We start from the raw sequence: 22,975 nt of genomic DNA on the forward strand, positions 1-22,975 counted from the left end.
AGATGAAACGTGACAGTCAGATTGGCATCATCGGCTATGGTGCGACCGCGTATGAGAAAAAGACAAGCCGTTCGCTGTTTTCCTTTCTCTCCGAAGCGGGACGTTGTGCCGTTGAATGTGCTGGGCTGCAATTTGCAGATATTGACGGGCTGGCAATCAGCTCCTTCGAGCTGCCGCCCGATAATACCGTGACCACGGGCGAGCAGTTTGGTCTGTCGCTCAGCTGGGCTTATCTGGGCACAGCAGGCAGCGCCGGCCCCGTCGCCAGTATCATCAATGCCGTCCACGCCATCGAAACCGGGCAAGCGACCACCGTTCTGTGTCTTGCAGGCGATAATTATGACGTCGGCGGCCATTTCAAACTGATGGATAATTTCAGTCGCGGTCTGCGCAATTATGGCACGCCGCTGGGCTTTGGCGGCGCCAATGGCCTGTTTGCCATCATCCAGCGCAAACATATGGAAACCTATGGTACCCGTATTGAGGATCTTGGCCGCATAGCCGTCGACCAGCGCAAGAGCGCGCAATACAATGAAGCGGCGCTGCTGCGTGGCCCCATGACCATTGACGATTATATCAATGCCCGCATGATCGCCGACCCGCTCCGGCTTTATGACTGTGTCTTGCCCTGCGCCGGCGCGGAAGCGGTGGTTGTCACCACACTCGATCGCGCATCCCCCGGCAAAGGCGTGCGTGTGGTCAGCGGCTATGAACGCCATAATCATCCAAAGATGGAAATCGCACCCTTGCGAGGCGGTTGGGAAACCTTCGCCGGCAAACTCTATGCGGATGCGGGTTATGGCCCCGGCGACATGGATTTCGTGCAGCTCTATGACGACTACCCGATCATGGTTGCCATTCAGTTCGAAGACCTCGGCTTCTGTGCCAAGGGCGAGGTCAGCAAGTTCCTTGCCGACAACAGCTTCCATTTCAAAGGGTCGGTGCCGCTCAATACCGGAGGCGGACAGCTGTCCTGCGGCCAGGCCGGCATTGCCGGAGGGCTGTTGAGCGTCACGGAGGCCGTGCGCCAGTTGCGCGGTGAAGCCGGGGGGCGTCAGGTGGAAAACGCCACACGCGGACTGGTCGCAGGTTATGGCATGGTCGGATATGGCCATGGCCTTTCCGCAAGCAGCATCATATTGGAGACAAGCCGATGACCCCTGTCTATGATTACCCGGTTCCTGCAGCGGATGACGACAATGCCGCCTTCCTGACAGCCTGGCGAGACCGCGCTGAAATCCTGCTGCAAGTTGCTGCTGTGGGCGGCAAGCCGTTCTTTTATCCAAGGCCCATCTGCCCCTATACCGGTTCCGCGTCACTGGTGTCCATCACCGCAAGTGGCCAGGGCCGCATCCTGTCTTATGCACTCGTGCGACGCCCCAACCATCCCGCATTCAATGCGGAAGTGCCGATCATCCTGGCGGAAGTCGAACTCGAGGAAGGCGCAACCATGCTGGCGCGCATCCTTTGCGCCGATCCCGATAAGGTCCAAACCGGACGGGCGGTTGAAACCCTGCCGCGCGCCGAGGCGGCCCGTTATCCTTTGCCCACCTTCCGGCTAAAGGACCCGGACAATGTCTGAACCCGTGCGCCGCTACAGCGATGCCGATGTGGCCGCACGGCTTGACTGGGCGACGCTTGTTAATGCCTTGGCCACAGCCTTTAAACGCGGGGGCGAAAGCCCGCCGCGAATGCATTACGATATCGGCGTTGCGGGTGAGCCGAACGCCACATTGCTGTTGATGCCCGCCTGGAACCAAGGCCACCATATCGGCCTTAAAACGGTCACGGTGTTTCCTGGCAATGCGGCGCGTGGCGCGCCGAGCATCGCGGCGCAATATCTGTTGTTCAGTGCAAAAAACGGTGCGCTGATTGCCCTGCTGGAGGCAGGGGAATTAACCGCAAGGCGCACCGCCGCAGCATCGGCACTGGCATCCCTTTATCTGTCACGCAAAGATGTACGGCGCCTGCTTTTGGTCGGAACCGGCCGGCTCAGCGGCAATCTTGCCTTGGCCCATGCCACAATCCGCAATTTCGAGGATATTGCTGTCTGGGGCAGGAACCGGGAAAAAGCCCGCGCCGTCGCCGATCATCTTGTCGCACAGGGCCTGCCGGCGCGCGCCGCCGGCGATCTGGAGAAAGAGGCCCGCGCCGCCGATCTCATTACCTGCTGCACCCTGTCCTGCACACCGCTGATCAAAGGGGCCTGGCTGAAACCAGGCACCCATCTCGATCTGGTCGGCGCCTTCACCCCGCTGATGGCGGAAACCGATGATGAAGCCCTGCAAAGGGCAACGCTGTTTGTCGACACGCGCACCGGTGCCTGCCAGGAAGCCGGCGAAATCGTCCAGGCAATCCGGCGTGGGGCGATCAAACCCGACGATATCCAAGCCAGCCTTTTTGAACTTGTCAGCAAAGCGCATCCGGGACGAACCAGCACCACGCAGATCACGGTGTTCAAATCGGTCGGCTGCGCGCTTGAAGATTTGGCCGCAGCTGAACTCTGTGTGGAAGACGCCAACAGATCCTTTGCCAATGCCACCACAACCGCCTGAGCGTCCGTCCGCCCTGAACGCCTCTGCGGCCTGGGGAATCCCCCTTTTTTATGCGGTCGCCGTTTTGGCGCGCACGATGGTGATCGTGGTCATTCCAACCCTGGCCTTCCGTCATTTCGACAATGCCAGCCTGGTCAGTGGCATCTATTTTATCGCCAGCCTGGCCGGGCTGTTGGCCAGCCTGTTGCTGCCGGCGGTCCTCAAGGCCATCGGCCCATGGCGTCTGACGCTTGTTGCCAGCGCAATGGGTGTGTTGTCGGCACTGCTGTTCCTGCGGTCCGACAGTCTCTCCATCCTCGCAGGCCTTTCGGCCTATCTGCTGATGGTGCAGCTGTTTGAAACTGTCTGTAATATCTACGCTCTGCACATGATACCAAGACGCGATCTGGCGCGCTTCGAACCACGGCGCATGCTGATGGCAGGCATTGCCTATGGCAGCGGCCCCATCATCGGCATGACGCTGCTGCGCCATGGCTTGCCATGGTCTCCCTTTCTCATCAGCGCCGCCTGTGCCGTTCTCGCACCTGCGGTGCTGGTCGTTCTGGTCGACAATGTCCGCGAAACCTTGCCCGCAAGCCGGCAAGCACAAAGACCCGAACGCGCAATCAGACAGTTTTTGCGACAGCCACGCCTGCGTCTCGCCTGGGTCCTGGCAATCGGACGGGCGGCTTGGTGGCAGGTGTTCTTTGTCTATACGCCCATCCTTGTGATCGCAGCAGACTACGACGCCAGCTATAGCGGTGCGATCACCAGCATCGCTTCAGGGTTTTTGCTGCTGAGCCCTCTCTGGGGCCTGTGGATGCGCAGCATCGGTCTGCGCCGCCATCTGACCATCGCCTATGCAGCCTGCGGCATTGCCACCGTCGCCACCGGCCTGATCGCAGCATGGTCATTGCCATGGGCGATGATCGCCCTGATGGCAGCCGCTCTGACAGCCAGCGGGATTGATAGCGCGGGCAACGCGCCGTTCCTGCGTTCGGTCAGACAACGCGACCGGATGCAAATGGTGCCCATCTACAATAGCTATCGCGAAATGTCACAAATCCTGCCGACCGCCGTCTTCACCCTTGTCTTGATGGTTCAGGATGTCTCTCACGTCTTCCAATGGCTGGGGGTGAGCCTGATCGTCCTGTCGCTTTACTGCAGGAATCTACCGCGCCGCGCCTAAATGGATATAGCCCCGACATGACAGCCTGCCGCGGACGCGATGGCTGCGCGGTCCGACGGGCCCGATCCTGCCTGATCACAAGCACCGCACGGCGCTGAGACAGCGCAATCCATAGTCAGCAGCAACCTAGCTGGCGCCCCAGCAGCATGGTCACAGCGGCGACGCAGCCGATCACCCCAAGATAGAGCAGCTTATAGGGCTTAGGCATCGGCAACTTCACCGCCAGATAGGCAAAGGGTCCACAGAGCATCATTGCAAACAGCGCTATCGCTACAGTCAGCATGCCGCCCACAACACAGCAATACGGCACCACTGCCGCGCGTCGAACTCTTGGTCAGCGGATGCGAAAATTTTCATAGGATAGGATCTAGGATATTTGCGTGCCGCGCACAACCAGTGGCGCATTTGCGCTCTGTCAACCAATGGACCAGCGCGGTGCCGGCTTGCTGTTCCCGCTTTTTCGGCACCGGCGGTAACGCCAGTTTGATGGCATGCCTGAGAATTGATGCCACATGCCGCCCGAGCGGCCCGCCTGCGCCTTGCAAAGTGCTTGGATCATCGCGGGATCTCTGCTATGTTCCTTCTTTGTTCGACGCGACACGATCTGGCTTTTCATGCATGTTATCGACCCCACAGCCCTGCGAAAAATCATCCATGTGGACATGGATGCCTTTTATGCATCGGTCGAACAACGCGACAATCCTCACCTGCGCGGCAAACCGCTCGCAGTCGGTGGCGCCGCCGCCCGCGGTGTCGTGGCTGCCGCCAGCTATGAAGCACGGGTCTTCGGCGTTCATTCCGCCATGCCCTCTGTGACTGCGGCGCGCAAATGTCCGGAGCTGATCTTCGTGAAACCGCGTTTCGAGGTCTATCGCGCGGTCTCGCAGCAAATCCGGGAAATCTTCGCTGAATACACGCCGTTGATCGAGCCTTTGTCGCTGGACGAAGCCTATCTCGACGTGACCGAAAACCTGAAACATATACCGATCGCAACCCAGATCGCCGCCGAAATCCGTGCCAGGATCAAGCACGTGACCGGCCTGAATGCCTCGGCCGGCATCTCCTACAACAAGTTTCTGGCGAAGATGGCGTCTGACCTCAACAAGCCCAATGGTCAGGCGGTGATCCCGCCGCAGCAGGGACCGGGCTTCGTCGCGAGCCTGGCCGTTAACAAATTTTACGGCGTCGGACCGGCAACCGCCGAAAAGATGGCGCGGCTCGGAATCCGAACCGGTGCCGACCTCAAGGCGCAGTCCTTGCAGTTCCTGACCCAGCATTTTGGGAAATCAGGAGACTATTTTTATGGAATAGCACGCGGATATGATGCGCGCCCGGTCCGTCCCGATCGGCCGCGGAAATCGCTCGGCGCCGAAGATACTTTTTCACAGGATGTGGAGGGTCTGGGTCCTGCCACAGACCTGCTCAAGCCGTTGACCGAAAAGGTCTGGCACGCTTGCCAGGCGAAAGGCATCAGCGGCAAGACCATCACCGTGAAAATCAAATATTCCGATTTCACACAAGCAACACGCAGCAGGACGGCAACGCGCCCCTTCGCCAGCGCTCAGGAAATCCTGGAAACCGCCACCGCGCTGCTCGCCAGCGTCTATCCGTTCCGGCGCGCAGTAAGACTGCTCGGTGTCACACTGTCCTCGCTCGTCAGCGACAGCTTTGAAGACCGGCAATCTCAGCTCGGGTTTGAGTTATGACAGGCAACAGAGAAACAGGCACGCCGCACGCATCAGAGCGCATTCGAGTCATTGATCTGGAGACTGCCGGCAACGGTCGCACCGATGTCTGCGAGATCGGTTGGCAGGATGTGGCGCGAAACGCCGATGGTCGCTGGGCGTTGACGGAACAACGCGGCGCTCGTTTCGTCAATCCCGGCCGCGCTATCTCTGCCGAAACAATGGCCATCCATCATATTGTGGATGCGCAGGTCGCCGATGCGCCGCACTGGAAAGACATCGCGCCACAGATCCTGCGCAATGCAGCTGTCGGTGCTCTCGCGGCCCATCGCGCCGCTTTCGAACAGCGCTACTGCACGCCGCAGCTGACCGGCGGCCTTCCCTTCATCTGCACCTGGAAATGCGCGCTCCGGCTGTGGCCGGAACTGCCGCGGTTTTCCAATCAGATGCTGCGCTATCAACGGATGCCGAAAGGGCTGGTGCACGAGCTCGGCCTGCCCGCTCATCGTGCCCTGCCCGATGCCTATGTGACCGCCCATCATCTGCGCGACATGCTGAATACCGCATCGCTGAACCAACTGCTTGCATGGAGTGCGGAACCTGGGCTCCTGCCGCGCGTTCCAAGCGGCCCTGATCGTGGCAAGGGCTGGGACCGGATAAGCGCGCAAACCCTCAACGCATTTCTTCAGGACCGCGATGGTGATATCCGCTTTAGCGCCAGAACGGAACTGATCAGACGCGGCGAAAGGCCCGCGCCCGCAAACCTCGAACCCCAGCAAGGCTCGTTGTTATAACCACCCTGCGGCATCGGCGGACCCTGGCTTTCAGTCCGTCTTATCCGGTCATCAGCGGCATTTCACCCGTCTGTCTGTCGCCGGTGATCCTTTGCTGACCCCGCTTGGGGCAATGCCCGCACGAAGTCAATGAAGGCGCGCAGCGGCGAGGGCACCAGACGCCGCCCCGGATAGTAGAGAAAAGGACCCGAAAAGCGCAACCACCAGTCCTCCATGATCGGTGAAAGCGCGCCGCTTTGAAAATCCGGCCTTAGCCAGTCTTCAAACAGATACAGGATTCCGAGCCCGGCCTTCGCCGCCTCGATCCCCAGATCGGTGGCCCCACCGGACTGCACAATAAGGCGGCCCGTGGGCTCAATGAGCACCACATGCCCATTGCGTTCAAATTCCCAGGCCGGGATCGCGCGACCCGCAAAACGACCGCGAATGCAATCATGCACAAGCAGATCCTGCGGTGCTTTCGGGGTGCCCCGCGCGGCCAGATAGGTCGGCGAAGCCGCAAGCGCAAAGCGCTGCTCACGCGGGCCGATAGGCACCGCAATCATGTCCTGCTCCAGCCGCTCATCATAGCGAATACCCGCGTCGCACCCAGTTTCGATGATGTCGACAAAGTTCTCATCCGTGATAATCTCCAGACGGATATCGGGATAGGCTACAAGAAACGCCGGCACGATATGCGGCAGCACAAGCCGGGCTGCACTGGCTGGAACATTGAGCTTCAAAGATCCAGCTGCACGATCGCGATGACTTGTCGCCTGGTCAAGCGCTGAGCCGATCTCGGCAAAAGCCGGACCCAGCCGCTCAATCAAGCTTCGTCCAGCCTCGGTGGGCAACACACTGCGGGTGGTGCGGTTAAGAAGGCGCAGGCCAAGGTCCCCCTCCAGACGTTTAACCGCATCACTGAGCGAAGAGGAACTGCGTCCGCTGATCCGCGAGGCCTCGCGGAAACCACGCGCCCGTGCCACCAGTAAAAAGGCCTCGACATCCGCCATTTCCCGCATGCATCTCTCCTGATCGCCCTGCGCATTGTCCGCCAGGGCGGACAACCCGTCCAGATATTAGCGGATTGTTGGTTCAAAGTCTGCGGCTTAGGCTCAACCAAGCAACAGGAGACAAAACCATGCCAGACACCCCGATTGCCGCCACCTACGCGCTGGGTGGACACCCAGTCTCGCGAATGGGCTACGGCGCCATGCAGCTTGCAGGAAAGGGCGTTTTCGGGCCACCGCGCGATCGTGCCGAAGCCATTGCCGTGCTGCGTGAAGCGGTCGAGAGCGGCGTCAATCATATCGACACCAGTGATTTCTATGGTCCGCATGTCACCAACCAGATCATCCGGGAAGCCTTGCATCCCTATGCCGATCCGGTGGTGATCGTCACCAAGGTCGGGGCCACACGCGGTGCGGATGCGTCCTGGAATCCGGCTTTCTCACGCGCCGAACTCACACAGGCGGTCCATGACAATCTGCGCAATCTTGGCCTGGATGTTCTCGATGTCGTCAATCTGCGCGCCATGTTCGATGTCCATGGACCCGCAGAAGGCGCATTGGAGGAACCGCTCAGCGTTCTCGTGGATCTGAAGCGCCAGGGACTGATCCGAAATATCGGCCTGTCGAACGTGACGGCAAAACAAGTCGAGGACTCCAGGGCATTGACCGAAATCGCCTGCGTGCAGAACCAGTATAATCTGGTTCATCGCGCGGATGACGGCTTGATTGACAAGCTTGCCGCAGAGCAGATCCCCTATGTTCCCTTCTTTCCGCTCGGCGGCTTTTCACCCATCCAGTCCTCTGCACTCAGCACGGTCGCGGAAAAACTTTCGGCGACGCCCACGCAAGTGGCCCTCTCCTGGCTGCTCAGGCGTTCGCCCAATATCCTGCTGATCCCCGGCACCGGCTCACGACTGCATCTGCGCGAAAATCTCACAGCCCCCCAGATTGAACTGCCTCAAGACGCGTTGTCCGAACTCGACGCCTTAGCGGTGCAACCAGCCTTTGTTGAGCGACGCTGAGCGTGGCCCTGCACCATGTGGTCAAACCACGGCGCCGATCTTAGGCAAAGCATCAGCGCAGCACCTCTCCCACCTTAGCCTGTAAGCAAAAGCCAGAGGCTGGCCGCAAGCCGGTCGGCATGCCCTGCACGCTTTTGCCGAACAAAGACCCGTTTAACGCGGGTTGCGCCCAGTTCACCCGGCGCAATGGCGCCGCGGCGACTGGCGTTTCACAACAGTCGATTGCGCAAGCCTGCACGGGCGCCGCTGTTTCATTTCATGTTCAATATCCGGTCAAATCCCAGTCAAATCGGCGCAGGGAACGCAACGCATCCCGCAAAAACAAGGTGCAAGCACCTCATCGCATCAAGAGAGGATTAATCTCTCTCGCCTATGGAGGGAGCAACACCAAGACATAAAATGCGGGAGGACGTCGATGTTGTCAGATTTCATCATAGGATCAGCGGTCGGATTGATGGTCATGATCGTGCATCTGCTATCGACACTTTTGATTTATTACTTCGTTCATCTCATCGGCACCCGGATGAACGAACGGCGGGTTTTGTTCCTGGTGATCTCCCTGATCGTGCTTTATCTGGTGCTGTTTCTCTGCGTCTGCCTGAGCGTCAGCATCTGGGCTTTGACCTATTATCAGATGGGATTTGCCGGCAGATTCAGCGATGCGTTTTACACAGCCATGTTGAACTACACAACGCTCGGCCCTGGCGGATCTGCCGAAATCCTGAAAACGCGGCTGTTTGGACCAATGACTGCCGCCAGTGGAATATTGATGTTTGGCTGGGCAGTGTCGCTGATGGTCTACATCATCCAACTGCATTTGCCGGCGATCCTCAAAAACAGATGGGGCGGAACGGCCGAGAACTGATCTGATCCACGCACCGCAAAATTGGCATTATCGGCTCAGTGCGGATGCTGCCGGCTGATCACCCGCCGTTCCTGTCTGTTGGCTGCCATTATGACCTGGCGCTTGCTCGACAGGCCGGGATGGGGCAGCGGCGCCGGGTTTTGATTGGATGAAGCGTGTTGAGGAGACCGATGCTCCGCCAAGGAATGACCAGGCCAGAAAAATCACGATCAAAACGGCCAGCAGCAGCAGCACCAAGCGCGGAATGTAACGAAACAACCGCGGAGCCTTGCCTCTTGTGTCACCCTGCTTATCCGATTTCACACTCATTGCCACATCCATGAAACCAGCAAATATCCAATGATCCCCGCTGCAATCATCAACCACCAGATCAGAAAGGCGGGTCCCTCCCGCAGCAGCGCCTCCCCCGAGGGGGTTTTCGTGGCTTTTCCCCGCCAGGCGCGCAGCGAAGAGCCATGACTGGACGCATTGCTGTCATGCGGCTGCATCGATTGCGGCGTCAGATCGCGATCCGCGGGCTGTGACGTGCCGCCCGCTTCCGCATCGGTTTCATAAGGCGCAGCCGCAGGGTCAACGCCAGGCACCTTGTCGCCGCTTTCACCCCGCTGAATGGCGCCGCGCAACCGCGCCCCGGCGCTTTTGTCTGGGGAAATATCTCTTGTCATGCTTCACCTCTGCTTTCTAACCGCAGAATAGCTCGATTGTTCCGCAGGTTTCCGATCGGTCGCAACCGGTCGCCCGCGTCTGGCTTTGCAATATCAGTGTTGAGCGCCACCAATCCGCCGCCTTCTTGCAAGCAGTGGCCGGGAACACTGTGGCTCGTTGGCAGTTGGGCTCTCAAGACATAATTTCAAAGGCCCCTGGCCACAGCTAAAACCTTGATTGAGCAAGCATGGATATTGCCCTGATCATTGGTTACCTGGCTTCGATATGCTCGGTGACCAGTTTCATTCCCCAGGTGATCAAGGTCATCCGGACCGCCGACACCGAAGCCATTTCGACGCGCATGTACACGGTGACAGTTATCGGCTTCGCATTGTGGACAACATTCGGCTTTCTGCGCATGGAATGGCCAATCATTCTCACCAACACAGCCTGCTTTTTCCTCTCCGCCTATATCTTGCTGCGCAAACTGCGCGCGCCATAAAACAGCAAGCGACACACGTGTCATTCAGGAAAACCGTCAGCTTAACCTAACCCCGAACGGCGGGTTGTTTGGGAACCTTCGAAAGCCGTCAGAGTTGTCATGGCATCGCCGTTCAACCATCTGTGGGGGCCCCTTGAAGATTGCAACCTACAATGTCAATGGCGTGAATGGTCGGCTTGAAGGCTTGATGCGCTGGCTCGAGAAAGACCGCCCTGATATTGTTGGTCTTCAGGAACTCAAGACGGCCAATGAGAAATTCCCTTTCGAAAAACTCGAACGTGTCGGTTATGGGGCTGTGTGGCACGGGGAAAAGGGCTTCAACGGTGTGGCAATCCTCGCGCGCGGCACCACACCTGTCTTGACGCAGATCGGGCTGCCCGGTTTAACCCCAGATCCACATAGCCGCTATATCGAGGCGGCAGTAGCCGGTATCCTGGTCGGTTGTCTCTACCTCCCCAATGGCAATCCCGTCCCCAGCCGCAACTTTGACTATAAGCTTGACTGGTATCGCCGTTTCAACGCCCATGCCGAGCAGCTTTTGGCTCTGGCCGTTCCAGCGGTTCTGCTTGGCGATTTCAACACCATTCCGACCGACCGCGATGTCTACGCGCCTGAGCGTTGGCGCGGCGACGCCCTGTTTCGCCCAGAAGTTCGCAAGGCTTATGCCGATCTCCTCGCCCAGGGCTGGACCGATGCGCTCCGCCATCTGCATCCTGCGCAGACGCTCTACAGCTTCTGGAAATATTGGCGCAATGCATTCGAACGCAATGCCGGACTGCGGATCGACCATATCCTCGTCGATCCCACCCTCGCCCAAGCTCTCCGATCGGCTGAAGTCAGACGCGCCCCGCGCGGCTGGAACCATGCCAGCGATCATGCCCCGGTGATGATTGAGATCGAAGCCTTAATAAAAGCCCGCAACTGACCTTAAACCCGGTTGCGCGGGCGCCAAAGTCCCGCAGCATGCACCCTGCCGCGCATCGCGGTTCAAACCCCGGCGCTTATGTGAGCAATCTATCACTCTTAAATGAGCGAGGGCTGCAGCCTGGATCAAAACAGCCTGTCATTGCGTTATGCTTGCATCCTGGGAGGAGACCACCATGAACGTTGCCAATCTGCAAATTGAAGGCCTCTGTCTGGCGATCGCCGCTCTCAACCGCGCCCTGGTTGAAAAGGGATTGCTGTCACGAACCGAAATCGAAAGCGCGCTGCAAACCGCTGAAGTGACCGCGCGCAGCGATGATCGCTTTGTCGAAGACCTCACCCCCGCCCAGCGCGATGCCGTGTGTTTTCCAATTCGTATTCTGCTGGTGGCCAACAGCTGTGACAACGCAGCGCCAACCACCTTTTCCGAGCTGGCGAAATCCGTAGGGGAGACAAAAAAGCCCTATAATGACATGTTGTAATCGCCCAAAATCACCCGTCGGTTGCAGGCCGGCAGCCATGGTTTCCGTTTGGTGCTGAGCCATCCCCGCGCGGATGATTGACTTTCGGGTCTGCGCTTTCCATCTATTCTAACCATGACCAAGTCTAAAAAATGCAATGGCGCGCAAAAGATCAAGAGCTGGACCTTGCCCGTCGAGGCGACGCTGGGTTCCGCCGTGCGTGCCAAGGGCATCTTGCAGCACATACGGGCGAAGCTTGTGCTCAGCCAGCGCAAATCGATCGAGCTTGACGGCGGCACCCTTTGCTTCTGCATGCCGGTCACCCCAGACAGCCTGTCAGCGGCAGCGATCCAAACCATTCAACAAAGCTTGGAGGATATTCGCAGCCTGCCGATCATTCCACGCGAGATCGAGGATATTCTGTCCATCTCAGCAAGCGAAAGGCATCGATGGCTGAAGGATGGTCGCCTGGTGAGCGCCGGGCTCAGGACGGTAAAACTGCGCGGGCGGGCCAAAAAAATCAGCTTTCACGTCTATGAGCCCCGCTTCGTCGAGGATGTTCTCGATCGAGGTGCACCCGACCTGTGGCGCGTGCAAGACCGGGAAACCGCCGCTGAAAACCGCAGACGTGCGGCAGCAAAGGCCAAACACACACGCGTCCTCGCCAAAAAAACCGGTTCCGGTGAAAAGGCACCGGCTTCAAAGCAGACGCCACAATTGCGCGGTTGGGAAGACTTCGATGCTGACGGCTTCCTGAAATAATGGCTTGCACTCGGCTTGCTCAATCAAATGAGGCTGCCGTGGCATGGTTTGCGAGGCGAGCGGCGCTCGCTGGCTGGCTCGTCTGACAGTGACAAAGGCTGCTGGTGTTTTAACCATTGCCGCCTAGTCGGCAAAACATGCGGACCAGTGACGGCAATAATGCCGGACCACGAACTCCGCCCTCACCGCATTGATAAGAATATAGTTGGAAAGGCCAGTATGGCCACTGTCCTGCAAATCTCTGATCTCGTTGGAGAGCACCGCCGCATTGGCGATCATCTGGGTATGAAGCACACTCTCACTCCAATAAATGTCGCCCCGGAAATCCATCAGATCATCCATGAACACCCGTTTGAAATTCTCTTTGAAGCGTGGAAGAATGAAGTGATCACTCAATCCGCTGCGGGCTAAAGTGAGCCGGTTGAGCAGGCGGTTCTGCTTCAACTCCAGCGGAAGCATCTGTGCGAACTGCGCCAATCGCGGATCGATGAACGGGTTTTTCGGCCATATACCTTGCCGGAGAAAAAGCGGCGCGCGCACAAAAGCCGCCGATAAAGCGCTTTGGCTGACGCCAGTCGCCGGCAGACGGCGCGTGGGGATCACCTGATGAAAAAACAGCGCTTCGAGAGCCTCTGTGGATCGTGCGGAGATGGTCATTGTGGCATCGGATAATTCGGTGATCGTCAGCTCATCCCCCCCAATCCCGGTGATCACCAGATCCGGCCTATCACCGGGCATCGCATTCAGACAATCCAGAATCCCGTCCCAGTACAAATCGTCATAAACAGAGATGCAATCGACCCCCTCGACACAGTGTTGTTGCAGCCGGGTAAAGGGTTTACAGACGCGCGAGGAGATGCAGCGATCCGTGCAATCGAGTTGCGATAGCAATTCCTCGCGCCTGATTTTCTGTTGATGTCCGGCATTGCCGTCATGCAGCAACGCATAGGAAAGAAACGACATGTCTGCCGCCTTCAGGGCAACGGCCACACAGGAGGAATCCATACCGCCGCTGAGTTCGAGCGCGGGCCGCGCCGCATGCTGCAACAATGCGCGACAACTCAGATTGATCAGATCCAAAAAAACCGCAGTGACATGCGCCCCCGGGCTCAGAACCGATTGTTCCAGACTCTGGCATTCGACCATGGGTTCAATGTCAATCTGTGGCTGACCCATCCGCCAGCTGGCGGCCTGGCCGGCGAACACCTGCTTCACGCCGATAACAATGGTCTCCTGCGCAAGTTGTGGACCATAAAGGATGAAGCAACGCAGTTCGCTTCTCGACAGCACCACCGCACCACGCGCCGCAACAACGGCATTATAATCCCAACCGACATTGAGCCGATCGGCCTCTGCGGAAACATAAAGCGGTATTGTGGCATGGGCCGTTCGCACCAGTGTCACCCGCCGATTGTCCGAAATATAAATCAGCAGACCATCGCCAGTGCCATTTTGCGCAAAGGCCGACAGCACTTGCTGGCGCGTCAAGGCGGACAGGGAGGGAAGCACAACCGATTGTTCGGCCACGATGAAGATCAATCCGTCTTCGGCGACAAGCATCGCCCGCTTGAGACAGCGATTATCGATGAGGCTGATACGGTTCGGCCCACAGTGCCAGCCAGCCTGGGTTTCGACCCAGCCCGTCGCGGCTATATCCGACACAATCGATAGTGAAATCATCGGGATCTCCACTGCTGCAGAGCCGCATGGAGCGGCCCTGACTGGCGCAGAGGCTATTCGTAGAAAACATAGCCCGCATCAACGGTTCCATCCGCCTTGCGCGCACTGCGCGCCGGCCCGATGCGTGGTGCCGACAAAAACACGGTCGTGAATATTTCCATGTCATCACTCCTTCTCTCTGGATTGCCGATGGTCTGGATGAAGATGTCCCGACAGATCGCGGATCTGTTGAAGCATCGACCGATTAACGCATATTCAGCGAAAAGGTTAAACTGCTAGTAATAGTGACCACAGCTTTAGAGAGCGCGCAGTATGCTGCGGAAGCTGTGCGCGCCCCTGATTTCTGGAATTATGATTGCGAGCATTGTGATTACGGGCATGGGGATTGCAGGCATGGGGATTGCGCGCCTTGTGATTGTCTGGGCAAACGGCGCCTGCGTCCAAGGGCAATCTCTTTGCCTTGATCAAAAACCGCTCATATATCCCCTCTTTGCTGGAGTTACGCAGTCCCGGAGCAGTGTGCTAGCTGTTTGTTGTGTAGCAGAATCGACTCTGTCGAGCGATTTTGCGCAACGTCCCTGGTTCCGACCAGGGATGTCATTGGCCGGGTTATTGCGAATCTGATTCCGAGCAATGCACATCGGTCGGCCCGAAACGTCTTTTCAGGCCGACCGATGACGAAGCATGCGTGAAAGACGATCGGTGGGCATGGCAGCCGTCATCCCTGACCCTGACCGGCAAAACCCACCCCCGCCTGCACCGGGTGGATTTCTTTAAAAGCCTAACGCAGCCAATGCTTGGGTTATGCTGAGAGCATTCAGACGATTTTTGCCCGGATCACAACCCGGTCTCTTCGTGAGAGACCGGAAAGCGCCCGATCCTGTCACCGGATGCATCCGGAATAAAGCTCGGGCCAACGCTGCGCGGAACGCGCGTGGGCATCGGCTTGTCATCAGAATAGACGCGCGTATCGGTTGCTGCGCTGTTTATTTCGGGACGCTTGTCCGGCAGCGGTATATCGCGCTTGGCAAGCTGCTTCGACTGCTGGCGCAGGAGGAGATGGGCGCGCACCTTGGCCACATAGCCATTCCAATTGCAGCGTTGGAACGCCGCGCCGCCATGGTAGTTGTAAGCCACCGGAAGATCGGCATAGGATTGGCCTGTGGCGACAGATACCATGTCGGCGCTTTCATCATTGTGATCGTTTAAAACATAGACCGCTATGTCCTCTGTCTCACAGATCATGCGGCATTGCGCCAGTGCCGTGTCGGCTCCCCCCTTCTGGCCATATTGCGAATTTGGGGTAGGGAAATAATAACCATCCGAGAGACGTACGCAATAGTGCAGCGCGTTTTTCGGTGCACGGCGCTTTCTCGGCGCCAGCTCTGATGATCGCACCAATGCTTGCTTCACTGCCGTCGCCGCTTGCGGCGCCCGCTCTGGACCGCGCTGCGGTTTGACATGGCCTGCCTCCCTCGCCCGCGGGCGCGTGCAATTGGTCTTTGTCGTCGAACCAAGCTGTTGCTGAACCGCGTTGATCTTGAGCGCGACTTCCCGACAGGCATTGAAAAACCCACTCCGGTCCCCAGACTGGCAGCCGCGCGCCCGTTCAATGGATCTCAAAGCAGATAATTGTCGCTGCAGCATTTTTGAAGCCGCGTCATCGGTCGCGCGCGCTCCGCCACAGGCTTGAGCGCGGGCCACCGGTGGAAGCAGAACAAGCAGAAAACCGGAGAGGACAGCGATGATCTTCAACATTGATCCCTCATAGTTCTGTCCGACCGACATGGGCGCGCAGGCGCGCTTATATCCGGTCGCGGCTTGACCGCTTGTCTGGTAAGACTGAGACTAAGAAAAGCGAGCCCCCTATTTGCTCTGGCGGCGCGGGACGAGACTATCCGACCCCGTTGGCAAGAGAGGGGCGAAGCGAGGATGCGGATTGGCAAGGTCTCAATCATGCAGCAACAGCCGGGTGAGAACCAGGCAGGCGGCGATTTGGACAAGCCCTCCAGCCAGCGCGCCGTCCAGGAATGGGCCGATGATCGCGCCGAGATCCCAACCCGTCGCAACCTCGGTATTGCCGAGAATATGGCTGATCAACTGTCCACCCGCGACGCCACCCAGCGCCCCTGTCGCAGCATTGATGACCCGGCCCGCGTCCGAAAGATGGACCATCTTGCCCGAAACCGAGCCTCCGGTCAGTCCGCCGAGAAACTGAATAAGGATCGTCTCCATGCAAAGTCTCTCCAAGAGCGCTTTAACCTAATACTGAAGACCGCTTAAATAGCGAGTAAATAAAAATAGCCGTTCGTTTAATCCATTTTCTCGCTTTAAATCTCAAACCTAACAACAGCATGAAAAAACATTTTTATACTTATGACAAGTAATTTTTATAAGAGAAAGAACGATACATTATATTATATTTAAGTTATATTATAATCCGATAGCTATTATTTATTTACCTCACTTACATCTAATATTTGCTGAAATGTCGTTTTACCTCCGGGCGAGGATCCAGCCGCTGTCGTGCGCAACGGGATATTCTTACCCCTTCGCATAATTTAGACGGCTAGCGCGATCTTTTTGCGCCCGACACGGCGCACGGCGCTCTAAGCCCTCATTCATAAATGGTTTTCCCAGGACAGAGGGCACAACGCTCTGGTTGGGTTCAAGGCCCAGTTTCGGTTCAAGGCCCAGCCAGGTCTTCCCAGACTGTGGCATAAGCATGCGAACGCCGTCAAAGCCGCAGCAACACGGACGTCCTCGCTTTGAGGCGATCACAAAGAACGCGCGGCTTTGACTGCCTTTGAGAGGACGCAAGTGTCGTGCAGCCTTGTCCTCGACGCTGCTTTCAGGTCACAACTGGCTTGATCAATCGCGCAGAGCCCATGCCGACCCCTGTGAAACGGGAGGGGCTTGGAGATCAGTCCATTCTTCCACTGGACTGATTTCTGGTGCCGCTTCAAGCAGGCAAAGATCCACGTTAAAATAGATGATACGAGCGCCGATCTGATCCAAACAGATCGGAACCTGCCCCCCGCGCAGTCGTGACGAGGTCCGCACAGTTCAACGCCCGCAGCACGCACTGGTCTCGGTGATTTGCCCGCTGGAACCCTGGGCGCCACCCACACCTATTCCGGGCATGGCCGCGACAGGATCAGGGCATATTCTTCATCATGTCATGGGTAACCGGCATCATATTCGCATTGAGGTGATGCATGACCCATAGCGAGCCCGCAAGGGCAATCCCCACGATAATCAGCGTGAAGATCAGCGCCATCAATGTCCATCCGCCCTCCGAGCGCGGGCTCATATGCAGAAAATACACCATGTGAACCACAATCTGCACGGCGGCAATCGCCATGACCAGCATCGCGGTCAATTGCTTGCTGGCGAAGACATCTCCCATCACCAGCCAGAACGGAATCGCAGTCAGAATGATCGACAGGACAAAGCCGGTCATATAGCCGCTGAAACTGGCATGAATCTCGCCCGTCGCCGAGGCATGCAGGTCGTGGCCGCCTTTTTCCAATCCGTGCTGTTTGTCGTCAATGCTCATCCCAGCACTCCCAACAGATAAACAAAGGAAAACACGCCAATCCAGATCACATCCAGAAAATGCCAGAACATGGAGAGACACATCAACCGCCGTCTGTTTTCGACAATCAGCCCATGGCGCTTTACCTGCAACATCAAAGTGATCAGCCAGATAATGCCAAACGTGACATGCAGCCCATGGGTGCCAACCAGCGTGAAGAAGGAGGACAGGAATGCCGAACGCCCCGGTCCCGCTCCCTCTCTGATGAGATGGCTGAATTCGTAAACTTCTATGGCCAGAAAGATCGCACCAAACATTCCGGTGATTGCGAGCCAGAACAATGTTGCAGTCTTCTCATCGCGCTGCATCTGCAGCATGGCGAAACCATAGGTAATCGACGACAAAAGCAGCATCGCCGTATTGATCGCAACCAGATTGAGGTCAAACAAATCCGCAGGCGCCGGGCCCGCCGCATAATTGCGGCCCAGCACTCCATAGGTGGCAAACAGAACCGCAAAAATCAGACAGTCACTCATCAGATAAAGCCAGAAGCCCAGCATGGTGCTGTTTTCCGGATGATGATCTTCAACCAGATAGAATTGCGGCGTTTCGGCAGTGTCGAGACGGGTCTGGGTCATCGTGTCAAACCAACCGGGCCAAAAGTTTGGAACGAGCGTCCTCGGTCATCGCCACCGTCTCGGCGGGGATGTAGAAGTCACGGTGATAGTTGAATGTATGGGCGATCGCCGCCAGCAGCAAAGACAGCAGGGACACCCCGGCCAGCCACCAGATGTGCCAGATCAGCGCGAAGGCAAGAACAACACTCAAACCGGCAAGCATCACCCCCGCACCGGTGTTGCGCGGCATGTGAATGGGGCGGAAACCGGTTAACGGTCGCTCATATCCGCGGTTCTTCATGTCATACCAGCTGTCATGATCATGAACGACCGGAGTGAAGGCAAAATTATAATCGGGTGGCGGGGATGCGGTCGACCATTCCAGCGTGCGTCCACCCCAGGGATCGCCCGTCAAATCCCGCAATTCATCACGCTTGCGATAGCTCACCACCAATTGGATCAGAAAGGAGGCGATGCCCAGCGCGATCAACCCGGCACCAAAAGCCGCCACAATGAACCATATCTGCAGCGAGGAATCCTCAAACTGGCTGACGCGGCGGGTCACCCCCTTCAGACCCAGCACATAAAGCGGCATGAAGGCGAAGAAGAAGCCGAGCTGCCAGAACCAGAAACTCATCTTACCCCAGAAGGGATCGAGCTTGTAACCAAAGGCCTTCGGCCACCAATAGACCAGTCCGGCCATCAGCCCGAACACCACCCCCCCAATGATCACATTGTGAAAATGGGCGATCAGAAACAGCGAATTATGCAGGACGAAGTCAGCAGGCGGAATGGCCAGCATCACACCCGTCATACCACCGATCACAAAGGTCACCATGAAACCGATCGTCCAGTACATCGGCACTTCAAAGCGAATGCGTCCGCGATACATTGTAAACAGCCAGTTGAACATCTTCGCCCCCGTGGGGATTGAGATGATCATCGTGGTGATCCCGAAAAAGGCGTTGACCGAGGCCCCCGAGCCCATGGTGAAGAAATGATGCAGCCACACAATATAGGAGAGAATCATGATGACGCAGGTCGCGTAAACCATCGATGCATAGCCAAACAGCCGCTTGCCACAGAAGGTGGCTACCACCTCCGAAAAAATGCCAAATGCCGGCAGCACAAGAATATAGACCTCCGGATGGCCCCATATCCAGATCAGATTGATATACATCATCGGATTGCCACCAAGATCATTGGTGAAAAAATTGGTCCCGACATAACGATCCAGCGACAGCAGGGCCAGCGTTGCCGTCAGGATCGGAAATGTTGCCACAATCAGCACATTGGTGCAGAGCGCGGTCCAGGTGAAGATCGGCATTTTCATGAACGACATGCCCGGCGCCCGCATCTTGACGATGGTGGCGATCAGATTGATCCCCGACAAGGTGGTTCCGACGCCCGCCACCTGCAGACCCCAGATATAATAGTCGACCCCAACGTCAGGACTGTAATCAATCCCCGATAAGGGCGGATAAGCGAGCCAGCCGGTGCGCGCAAACTCGCCAACGAAAAGCGACATCATGATCAACACCGCGCCACCCGTCGTCATCCAGAAGGAAAAATTATTCAGAAACGGAAAGGACACATCGCGCGCGCCGATCTGCAGCGGCACCACATAGTTCATGAAACCAGTCACGAACGGCATCGCCATGAAGAAAATCATGATCACGCCATGGGCTGTGAATATCTGGTCATAGTGATGCGGTGGCAGATAGCCCTCATAGCCATTAAACGCAATCGCCTGCTGGATGCGCATCATGATCGCATCGGCGAAGCCGCGCAGCAGCATGATCAGAGCCAGAATGATATACATGATACCGATCTTCTTGTGATCGACACTGGTAAACCACTCATGCCATAGATAGCCCCATAGCCGGAAGTAGCTGATCAGTCCCACCACAGCAATGCCACCGATCGCAACCCCGATGAAGGTGACAAGCAGGATCGGCTCATGATAGGGAATGGCCTCCAGCGTGAGCCGCCCGAAAATCATACTGCTAGCACTGTTATCGCCGATCATGGTGGACATTCCCGAGGTTAACGTTATCTGTCGCCGCGGCTTGACGCTCACTCCCGTTCAAACAGCGGATCGCATCGAAATTCGCCCTTCCGCGCGCAGGCCGGATGCTGATCCGGTCGGGTTACGGCATGCTGTGGTGTTCATGCGCTTGCTGCTGCGCTGCGTCTGGCAGCGTTGCAGCTTTTGTGGCACCAATCGGCACGACTTGATTGCTATGGCGATTGTCATGTTCAAGCCTCGACTTGTTGTCGTGACTGTCCAGACCGCCGCCGCCCATTCGATCAATATGCATCATGTCGTGCATGCACATCTGGCCCGGACGCACACACATGTTGAGCACCGCCTGGTAAAGCCCATCCTCCACCGCCCCGAAATACCGCACCGGTTCGCGGATACTCGGCTTTTCCAGCTTGAGATAGCTATCCCGGTTGAGCATGGTGCCATTCTGCTTCACCTGCGCAATCCAGCTGTCAAAATCCGGCTGTTCGAGCCCGCGAAAGGCAAAGCGCATATGCGAAAAGCCCTCACCACTGAAATTTGAGGAAAAGCCCTCAAACGTGCCGGGCTTGTTGATGACCGCATGCAACCGTGTCTGCATGCCGGGCATCGCATAGATCATGCCTGCCAGCGCCGGAATGTAGAAAGAATTCATCACCGATGACGCCGTGATCTTGAAGGCAATCGGCCGATCAACCGGCGCCGCCATCTCGTTGACGGTGGCAATGCCATAATCTGGATAAAAGAACAGCCATTTCCAGTCGAGCGCCACCACTTCAACAACCAGTGGCTCGGTTCCGGCGGCGACCGGCCGAGCGGGATCAATCCGATCGAGCGGTCTGTAGGGATCAAGCTTGTGGGTATTGACCCAGGTGATCGCCCCCAGAGCGATGATGATCAGCAAGGGCGCGGTCCAGATCACCACTTCCAGCGCGGTCGAATGATGCCATTCCGGATCATAGCGGGCGCTGGTGTTGGACTGCCGGTAGCGCCAGGCAAAGTAGAATGTCAGGAAAATGACCGGAACGATGATAATCAACATCAGGATCGTCGAGATGACAATCAGATCCCGTTGCTGCGCGGCGATGTCACCAGAGGGGGACATGACAACCATGTCGCAACCCGCCAGCCCCAACCCCACAAGCAGGAGCAGCATCGATTTTCGTGTGAAACTCAAGAATGCGTTCATGTCTAATCCGACCTACATTCTGTTCCTTTCAACATGATAAGGCACAATTGGATTTCGGAAAGTCCAATTTTTCATTTTATACAGATTTCGTAGTAAACTGTGTTTTTGTGCAACTATATCTACTTTTTTTTTCGACTTTTCCTTGATATCGTAGGTTGGTGCGACATCATAAAACCATTGATACGCCTTTGGAGAGTTTCATGAGTTCGTCAGCCACACCGACGTCAAAAGGTCTTGAACAAGACGCGCGCCGCATCCACAGCGACGGAAAGCCCCTTTCCCCCGGCAATGTCGCCATCGGTGTTGTCATCGGACGAACCTCCGAATTCTTCGATTTCTTTGTTTACGGCATTGGCTCGATCCTCGTGTTCCCAAGGCTGATCTTTCCTTTCGCACCCGATCCAGTCTCAGCGACGCTGATGTCGTTTGCGGTTTTTTCGCTGGCCTTCATCGCGCGACCGGTCGGCTCCTTCATCTTCATGTGGATCGATCGGCAATATGGCCGTGGAACCAAGCTGACACTCGCCCTGCTGATCCTTGGAGGATCCACCGCCTCCATCGCCTTCCTGCCCGGCTTTGAAACGATCGGATATTGGGCGGTGCTGCTGTTGGCTTTGTTCCGCTTGGGTCAGGGCTTTGCACTGGGCGGGGCCTGGGACGGCCTGGCGTCGCTGCTCAGCCTGAGTGCGCCTCCCGAAAAACGCGGCTTTTATGCCATGATCCCGCAGCTGGGCGCACCGATCGGTTTCGCGCTCGCCAGCACGCTGTTCGCCTATTTCGTTCACAATCTCAGCGAGGCCGATTTTCTGGCCTGGGGCTGGCGCTATCCGTTCTTCGTCGCCTTCGCCATCAATGTGGTTGCGCTGTTTGCACGCCTGCGCATCGTTGCAAGCAGTGAGTTCGGCGCGGCAATGGATGCGCAGGAGCTGCAGCCGCGACCGGTGTTTGAAATGCTCAGCAAGCACAGCATCGATGTCATTCTCGGGGCATTTGTCCCCCTGGCAAGCTTCGCCATGTTTCACCTTGTCACCATCTTCCCGCTGAGCTGGGTGATGCTGACAGGCGCGCAACCCGCTGAACGCTTTCTGCTGGTGCAGATCGCCGGCGCAGCCCTTGGCATTGTCGGCATCGTTCTGTCGGGCTTCATCGCCGACCGCATCGGTCGGCGCCGGGAATTGATGCTGGGCGCCGTACTGATCGCCATCTTCAGCTTTTCCGCCCCCTTCCTCCTCGATGCGGGCAGCGCCGGACAAGACGCCTATATTCTGATCGGCTTTGCCGTTCTCGGGTTGACCTTCGGGCAGTCCTCGGGCGCGGTCTCTTCGCGTTTCACCCAATATTATCGCTACACCGGCGCTGCCCTGACCTCAGACCTTGCCTGGCTGGTCGGCGCCGCTTTTGCGCCTCTTGTCGCGCTTGGGCTTGCCACCAGTTTCGGCATCGTCTTTATCGGCGGCTATCTGATATCGGGCGCGATCTGCACCTTGTTGGCGCTGAGCATGTCGCGCGTTCTCGATCGGAGCGACTGATGGTCTGCGGGGGCGCCGGTCGCG

Annotated in this window: 24 protein-coding genes; 13 read left to right on the forward strand and 11 right to left on the reverse strand. The window is 57.4% G+C overall.

The window, feature by feature from the left end:
* The first annotated feature begins 2 nt into the window (after positions 1 to 2).
* From QBD00_RS16590 to QBD00_RS16605, 4 genes are read left to right on the forward strand one after another with little or no spacing between them, the layout of a single operon-like run.
* On the forward strand, positions 3 to 1,157 hold the full coding sequence (locus tag QBD00_RS16590) for a thiolase family protein (protein ID WP_318580063.1): 1,155 nt from the start codon (positions 3 to 5) through the stop codon (positions 1,155 to 1,157).
* Positions 1,154 to 1,582, forward strand: coding sequence for a Zn-ribbon domain-containing OB-fold protein (locus QBD00_RS16595; protein ID WP_151093335.1), 429 nt, complete (start codon positions 1,154 to 1,156; stop codon positions 1,580 to 1,582). Before QBD00_RS16590 ends, QBD00_RS16595 begins: the two co-directional genes overlap by 4 nt.
* Positions 1,575 to 2,555, forward strand: a complete 981-nt coding sequence (locus QBD00_RS16600) for an ornithine cyclodeaminase family protein (RefSeq protein ID WP_151093337.1) — start codon at positions 1,575 to 1,577, stop codon at positions 2,553 to 2,555. The genes QBD00_RS16595 and QBD00_RS16600 overlap by 8 nt, the downstream gene beginning before the upstream one ends.
* Positions 2,536 to 3,723 (forward strand): MFS transporter, encoded by a 1,188-nt coding sequence (locus tag QBD00_RS16605; protein WP_151093339.1) that lies wholly within the window; start codon positions 2,536 to 2,538, stop codon positions 3,721 to 3,723. The genes QBD00_RS16600 and QBD00_RS16605 overlap by 20 nt, the downstream gene beginning before the upstream one ends.
* A gap of 115 nt (positions 3,724 to 3,838) precedes the next feature.
* Here QBD00_RS16605 and QBD00_RS16610 read toward each other — a convergent pair whose 3' ends face one another.
* Positions 3,839 to 4,006, reverse strand: a complete 168-nt coding sequence (locus QBD00_RS16610) for a hypothetical protein (RefSeq protein WP_191793511.1) — start codon at positions 4,004 to 4,006, stop codon at positions 3,839 to 3,841.
* A 331-nt stretch (positions 4,007 to 4,337) separates the two neighbouring features.
* On the opposite strand from QBD00_RS16610, the gene dinB reads away from it, so the two are divergent.
* On the forward strand, positions 4,338 to 5,429 hold the full coding sequence (gene dinB / locus QBD00_RS16615; RefSeq protein WP_191793542.1) for a DNA polymerase IV: 1,092 nt from the start codon (positions 4,338 to 4,340) through the stop codon (positions 5,427 to 5,429).
* Positions 5,426 to 6,202, forward strand: coding sequence for an exonuclease domain-containing protein (locus tag QBD00_RS16620; protein ID WP_318580064.1), 777 nt, complete (start codon positions 5,426 to 5,428; stop codon positions 6,200 to 6,202). Before dinB ends, QBD00_RS16620 begins: the two co-directional genes overlap by 4 nt.
* Positions 6,203 to 6,264: 62 nt before the next feature.
* Here QBD00_RS16620 and QBD00_RS16625 read toward each other — a convergent pair whose 3' ends face one another.
* Positions 6,265 to 7,194 carry a LysR substrate-binding domain-containing protein gene (locus tag QBD00_RS16625; RefSeq protein ID WP_412535040.1) on the reverse strand — a complete coding sequence of 310 codons (930 nt, stop codon included), beginning with the start codon at positions 7,192 to 7,194 and terminating at the stop codon, positions 6,265 to 6,267.
* 128 nt (positions 7,195 to 7,322) lie between these two features.
* On the opposite strand from QBD00_RS16625, the gene QBD00_RS16630 reads away from it, so the two are divergent.
* The gene (locus QBD00_RS16630) at positions 7,323 to 8,213 is read left to right on the forward strand and encodes an aldo/keto reductase family oxidoreductase (protein WP_151093345.1); all 891 of its coding nucleotides are present in this window, start codon (positions 7,323 to 7,325) and stop codon (positions 8,211 to 8,213) included.
* 415 nt (positions 8,214 to 8,628) lie between these two features.
* Complete coding sequence (locus QBD00_RS16635; protein ID WP_151093347.1) at positions 8,629 to 9,078, forward strand: hypothetical protein; 450 nt, start codon at positions 8,629 to 8,631, stop codon at positions 9,076 to 9,078.
* A 27-nt stretch (positions 9,079 to 9,105) separates the two neighbouring features.
* Here the strand turns inward: QBD00_RS16635 and QBD00_RS16640 are convergent, their stop codons facing one another.
* Both QBD00_RS16640 and QBD00_RS16645 read right to left on the reverse strand, forming a co-directional pair.
* Entirely contained in the window at positions 9,106 to 9,387 is a 282-nt protein-coding gene (locus QBD00_RS16640) for a hypothetical protein (RefSeq protein WP_151093349.1), read from the reverse strand.
* Entirely contained in the window at positions 9,384 to 9,743 is a 360-nt protein-coding gene (locus tag QBD00_RS16645) for a hypothetical protein (RefSeq protein ID WP_318580065.1), read from the reverse strand. Before QBD00_RS16645 ends, QBD00_RS16640 begins: the two co-directional genes overlap by 4 nt.
* Before the next feature lie 227 nt (positions 9,744 to 9,970).
* Between QBD00_RS16645 and QBD00_RS16650 the strand changes: the two genes are divergently transcribed.
* From QBD00_RS16650 to QBD00_RS16665, 4 genes are all read left to right on the forward strand, one after another.
* The gene (locus QBD00_RS16650) at positions 9,971 to 10,225 is read left to right on the forward strand and encodes a SemiSWEET family sugar transporter (RefSeq protein WP_113496606.1); all 255 of its coding nucleotides are present in this window, start codon (positions 9,971 to 9,973) and stop codon (positions 10,223 to 10,225) included.
* Positions 10,226 to 10,358: 133 nt separating this feature from the next.
* Positions 10,359 to 11,150 (forward strand): exodeoxyribonuclease III, encoded by a 792-nt coding sequence (xth, locus tag QBD00_RS16655; protein ID WP_191793510.1) that lies wholly within the window; start codon positions 10,359 to 10,361, stop codon positions 11,148 to 11,150.
* A gap of 175 nt (positions 11,151 to 11,325) precedes the next feature.
* Positions 11,326 to 11,631 carry a hypothetical protein gene (locus tag QBD00_RS16660; RefSeq protein ID WP_151093355.1) on the forward strand — a complete coding sequence of 102 codons (306 nt, stop codon included), beginning with the start codon at positions 11,326 to 11,328 and terminating at the stop codon, positions 11,629 to 11,631.
* Between the two features lie 114 nt (positions 11,632 to 11,745).
* Complete coding sequence (locus QBD00_RS16665; RefSeq protein ID WP_191793509.1) at positions 11,746 to 12,372, forward strand: hypothetical protein; 627 nt, start codon at positions 11,746 to 11,748, stop codon at positions 12,370 to 12,372.
* A 123-nt stretch (positions 12,373 to 12,495) separates the two neighbouring features.
* Here the strand turns inward: QBD00_RS16665 and QBD00_RS16670 are convergent, their stop codons facing one another.
* The 7 genes from QBD00_RS16670 to cyoA form a co-directional block, all read right to left on the reverse strand.
* On the reverse strand, positions 12,496 to 14,052 hold the full coding sequence (locus QBD00_RS16670) for a hypothetical protein (protein WP_318580066.1): 1,557 nt from the start codon (positions 14,050 to 14,052) through the stop codon (positions 12,496 to 12,498).
* A gap of 837 nt (positions 14,053 to 14,889) precedes the next feature.
* The gene (locus QBD00_RS16675; RefSeq protein WP_191793508.1) at positions 14,890 to 15,810 is read right to left on the reverse strand and encodes a DUF2865 domain-containing protein; all 921 of its coding nucleotides are present in this window, start codon (positions 15,808 to 15,810) and stop codon (positions 14,890 to 14,892) included.
* A 192-nt stretch (positions 15,811 to 16,002) separates the two neighbouring features.
* The gene (locus tag QBD00_RS16680; RefSeq protein WP_151093363.1) at positions 16,003 to 16,287 is read right to left on the reverse strand and encodes a hypothetical protein; all 285 of its coding nucleotides are present in this window, start codon (positions 16,285 to 16,287) and stop codon (positions 16,003 to 16,005) included.
* 922 nt (positions 16,288 to 17,209) lie between these two features.
* Entirely contained in the window at positions 17,210 to 17,611 is a 402-nt protein-coding gene (gene cyoD / locus QBD00_RS16685; protein ID WP_151093365.1) for a cytochrome o ubiquinol oxidase subunit IV, read from the reverse strand.
* Positions 17,608 to 18,228 (reverse strand): cytochrome o ubiquinol oxidase subunit III, encoded by a 621-nt coding sequence (cyoC, locus tag QBD00_RS16690; protein ID WP_151093367.1) that lies wholly within the window; start codon positions 18,226 to 18,228, stop codon positions 17,608 to 17,610. The genes cyoD and cyoC overlap by 4 nt, the downstream gene beginning before the upstream one ends.
* 4 nt (positions 18,229 to 18,232) lie before the next feature.
* Positions 18,233 to 20,236 carry a cytochrome o ubiquinol oxidase subunit I gene (gene cyoB / locus QBD00_RS16695; protein ID WP_318580067.1) on the reverse strand — a complete coding sequence of 668 codons (2,004 nt, stop codon included), beginning with the start codon at positions 20,234 to 20,236 and terminating at the stop codon, positions 18,233 to 18,235.
* Positions 20,237 to 20,357: 121 nt separating this feature from the next.
* Positions 20,358 to 21,422: a ubiquinol oxidase subunit II gene (gene cyoA / locus QBD00_RS16700; RefSeq protein WP_151093371.1), complete on the reverse strand. Its 1,065-nt coding sequence runs from the start codon at positions 21,420 to 21,422 to the stop codon at positions 20,358 to 20,360.
* Between the two features lie 200 nt (positions 21,423 to 21,622).
* Between cyoA and QBD00_RS16705 the strand changes: the two genes are divergently transcribed.
* Entirely contained in the window at positions 21,623 to 22,951 is a 1,329-nt protein-coding gene (locus tag QBD00_RS16705; protein ID WP_151093373.1) for an MFS transporter, read from the forward strand.
* Positions 22,952 to 22,975 lie beyond the last annotated feature (24 nt).

This window comes from Ochrobactrum sp. AN78, assembly GCF_029909885.1.
GTDB classification, from domain to species: domain Bacteria; phylum Pseudomonadota; class Alphaproteobacteria; order Rhizobiales; family Rhizobiaceae; genus Brucella; species Brucella quorumnocens.

What these genes read in the sequence shown, in the direction of transcription:
- QBD00_RS16610 (WP_191793511.1), bottom strand. Translation starts at nt 4,006, where the DNA reads ATGCTGACTGTAGCGATAGCGCTGTTTGCAATGATGCTCTGTGGACCC.
- QBD00_RS16675 (WP_191793508.1), bottom strand. Translation starts at nt 15,810, where the DNA reads ATGTTGAAGATCATCGCTGTCCTCTCCGGTTTTCTGCTTGTTCTGCTT.
- dinB (WP_191793542.1), top strand. Translation starts at nt 4,338, where the DNA reads ATGCATGTTATCGACCCCACAGCCCTGCGAAAAATCATCCATGTGGAC.
- cyoA (WP_151093371.1), bottom strand. Translation starts at nt 21,422, where the DNA reads ATGAACGCATTCTTGAGTTTCACACGAAAATCGATGCTGCTCCTGCTT.
- QBD00_RS16670 (WP_318580066.1), bottom strand. Translation starts at nt 14,052, where the DNA reads ATGATTTCACTATCGATTGTGTCGGATATAGCCGCGACGGGCTGGGTC.
- QBD00_RS16640 (WP_151093349.1), bottom strand. Translation starts at nt 9,387, where the DNA reads ATGAGTGTGAAATCGGATAAGCAGGGTGACACAAGAGGCAAGGCTCCG.
- QBD00_RS16625 (WP_412535040.1), bottom strand. Translation starts at nt 7,194, where the DNA reads ATGGCGGATGTCGAGGCCTTTTTACTGGTGGCACGGGCGCGTGGTTTC.
- QBD00_RS16680 (WP_151093363.1), bottom strand. Translation starts at nt 16,287, where the DNA reads ATGGAGACGATCCTTATTCAGTTTCTCGGCGGACTGACCGGAGGCTCG.
- QBD00_RS16630 (WP_151093345.1), top strand. Translation starts at nt 7,323, where the DNA reads ATGCCAGACACCCCGATTGCCGCCACCTACGCGCTGGGTGGACACCCA.
- QBD00_RS16595 (WP_151093335.1), top strand. Translation starts at nt 1,154, where the DNA reads ATGACCCCTGTCTATGATTACCCGGTTCCTGCAGCGGATGACGACAAT.
- QBD00_RS16620 (WP_318580064.1), top strand. Translation starts at nt 5,426, where the DNA reads ATGACAGGCAACAGAGAAACAGGCACGCCGCACGCATCAGAGCGCATT.
- QBD00_RS16590 (WP_318580063.1), top strand. Translation starts at nt 3, where the DNA reads ATGAAACGTGACAGTCAGATTGGCATCATCGGCTATGGTGCGACCGCG.
- QBD00_RS16660 (WP_151093355.1), top strand. Translation starts at nt 11,326, where the DNA reads ATGAACGTTGCCAATCTGCAAATTGAAGGCCTCTGTCTGGCGATCGCC.
- QBD00_RS16705 (WP_151093373.1), top strand. Translation starts at nt 21,623, where the DNA reads ATGAGTTCGTCAGCCACACCGACGTCAAAAGGTCTTGAACAAGACGCG.
- QBD00_RS16605 (WP_151093339.1), top strand. Translation starts at nt 2,536, where the DNA reads ATGCCACCACAACCGCCTGAGCGTCCGTCCGCCCTGAACGCCTCTGCG.
- QBD00_RS16665 (WP_191793509.1), top strand. Translation starts at nt 11,746, where the DNA reads ATGACCAAGTCTAAAAAATGCAATGGCGCGCAAAAGATCAAGAGCTGG.
- QBD00_RS16600 (WP_151093337.1), top strand. Translation starts at nt 1,575, where the DNA reads ATGTCTGAACCCGTGCGCCGCTACAGCGATGCCGATGTGGCCGCACGG.
- cyoB (WP_318580067.1), bottom strand. Translation starts at nt 20,236, where the DNA reads ATGATCGGCGATAACAGTGCTAGCAGTATGATTTTCGGGCGGCTCACG.
- QBD00_RS16635 (WP_151093347.1), top strand. Translation starts at nt 8,629, where the DNA reads ATGTTGTCAGATTTCATCATAGGATCAGCGGTCGGATTGATGGTCATG.
- cyoC (WP_151093367.1), bottom strand. Translation starts at nt 18,228, where the DNA reads ATGACCCAGACCCGTCTCGACACTGCCGAAACGCCGCAATTCTATCTG.
- cyoD (WP_151093365.1), bottom strand. Translation starts at nt 17,611, where the DNA reads ATGAGCATTGACGACAAACAGCACGGATTGGAAAAAGGCGGCCACGAC.
- QBD00_RS16645 (WP_318580065.1), bottom strand. Translation starts at nt 9,743, where the DNA reads ATGACAAGAGATATTTCCCCAGACAAAAGCGCCGGGGCGCGGTTGCGC.
- QBD00_RS16650 (WP_113496606.1), top strand. Translation starts at nt 9,971, where the DNA reads ATGGATATTGCCCTGATCATTGGTTACCTGGCTTCGATATGCTCGGTG.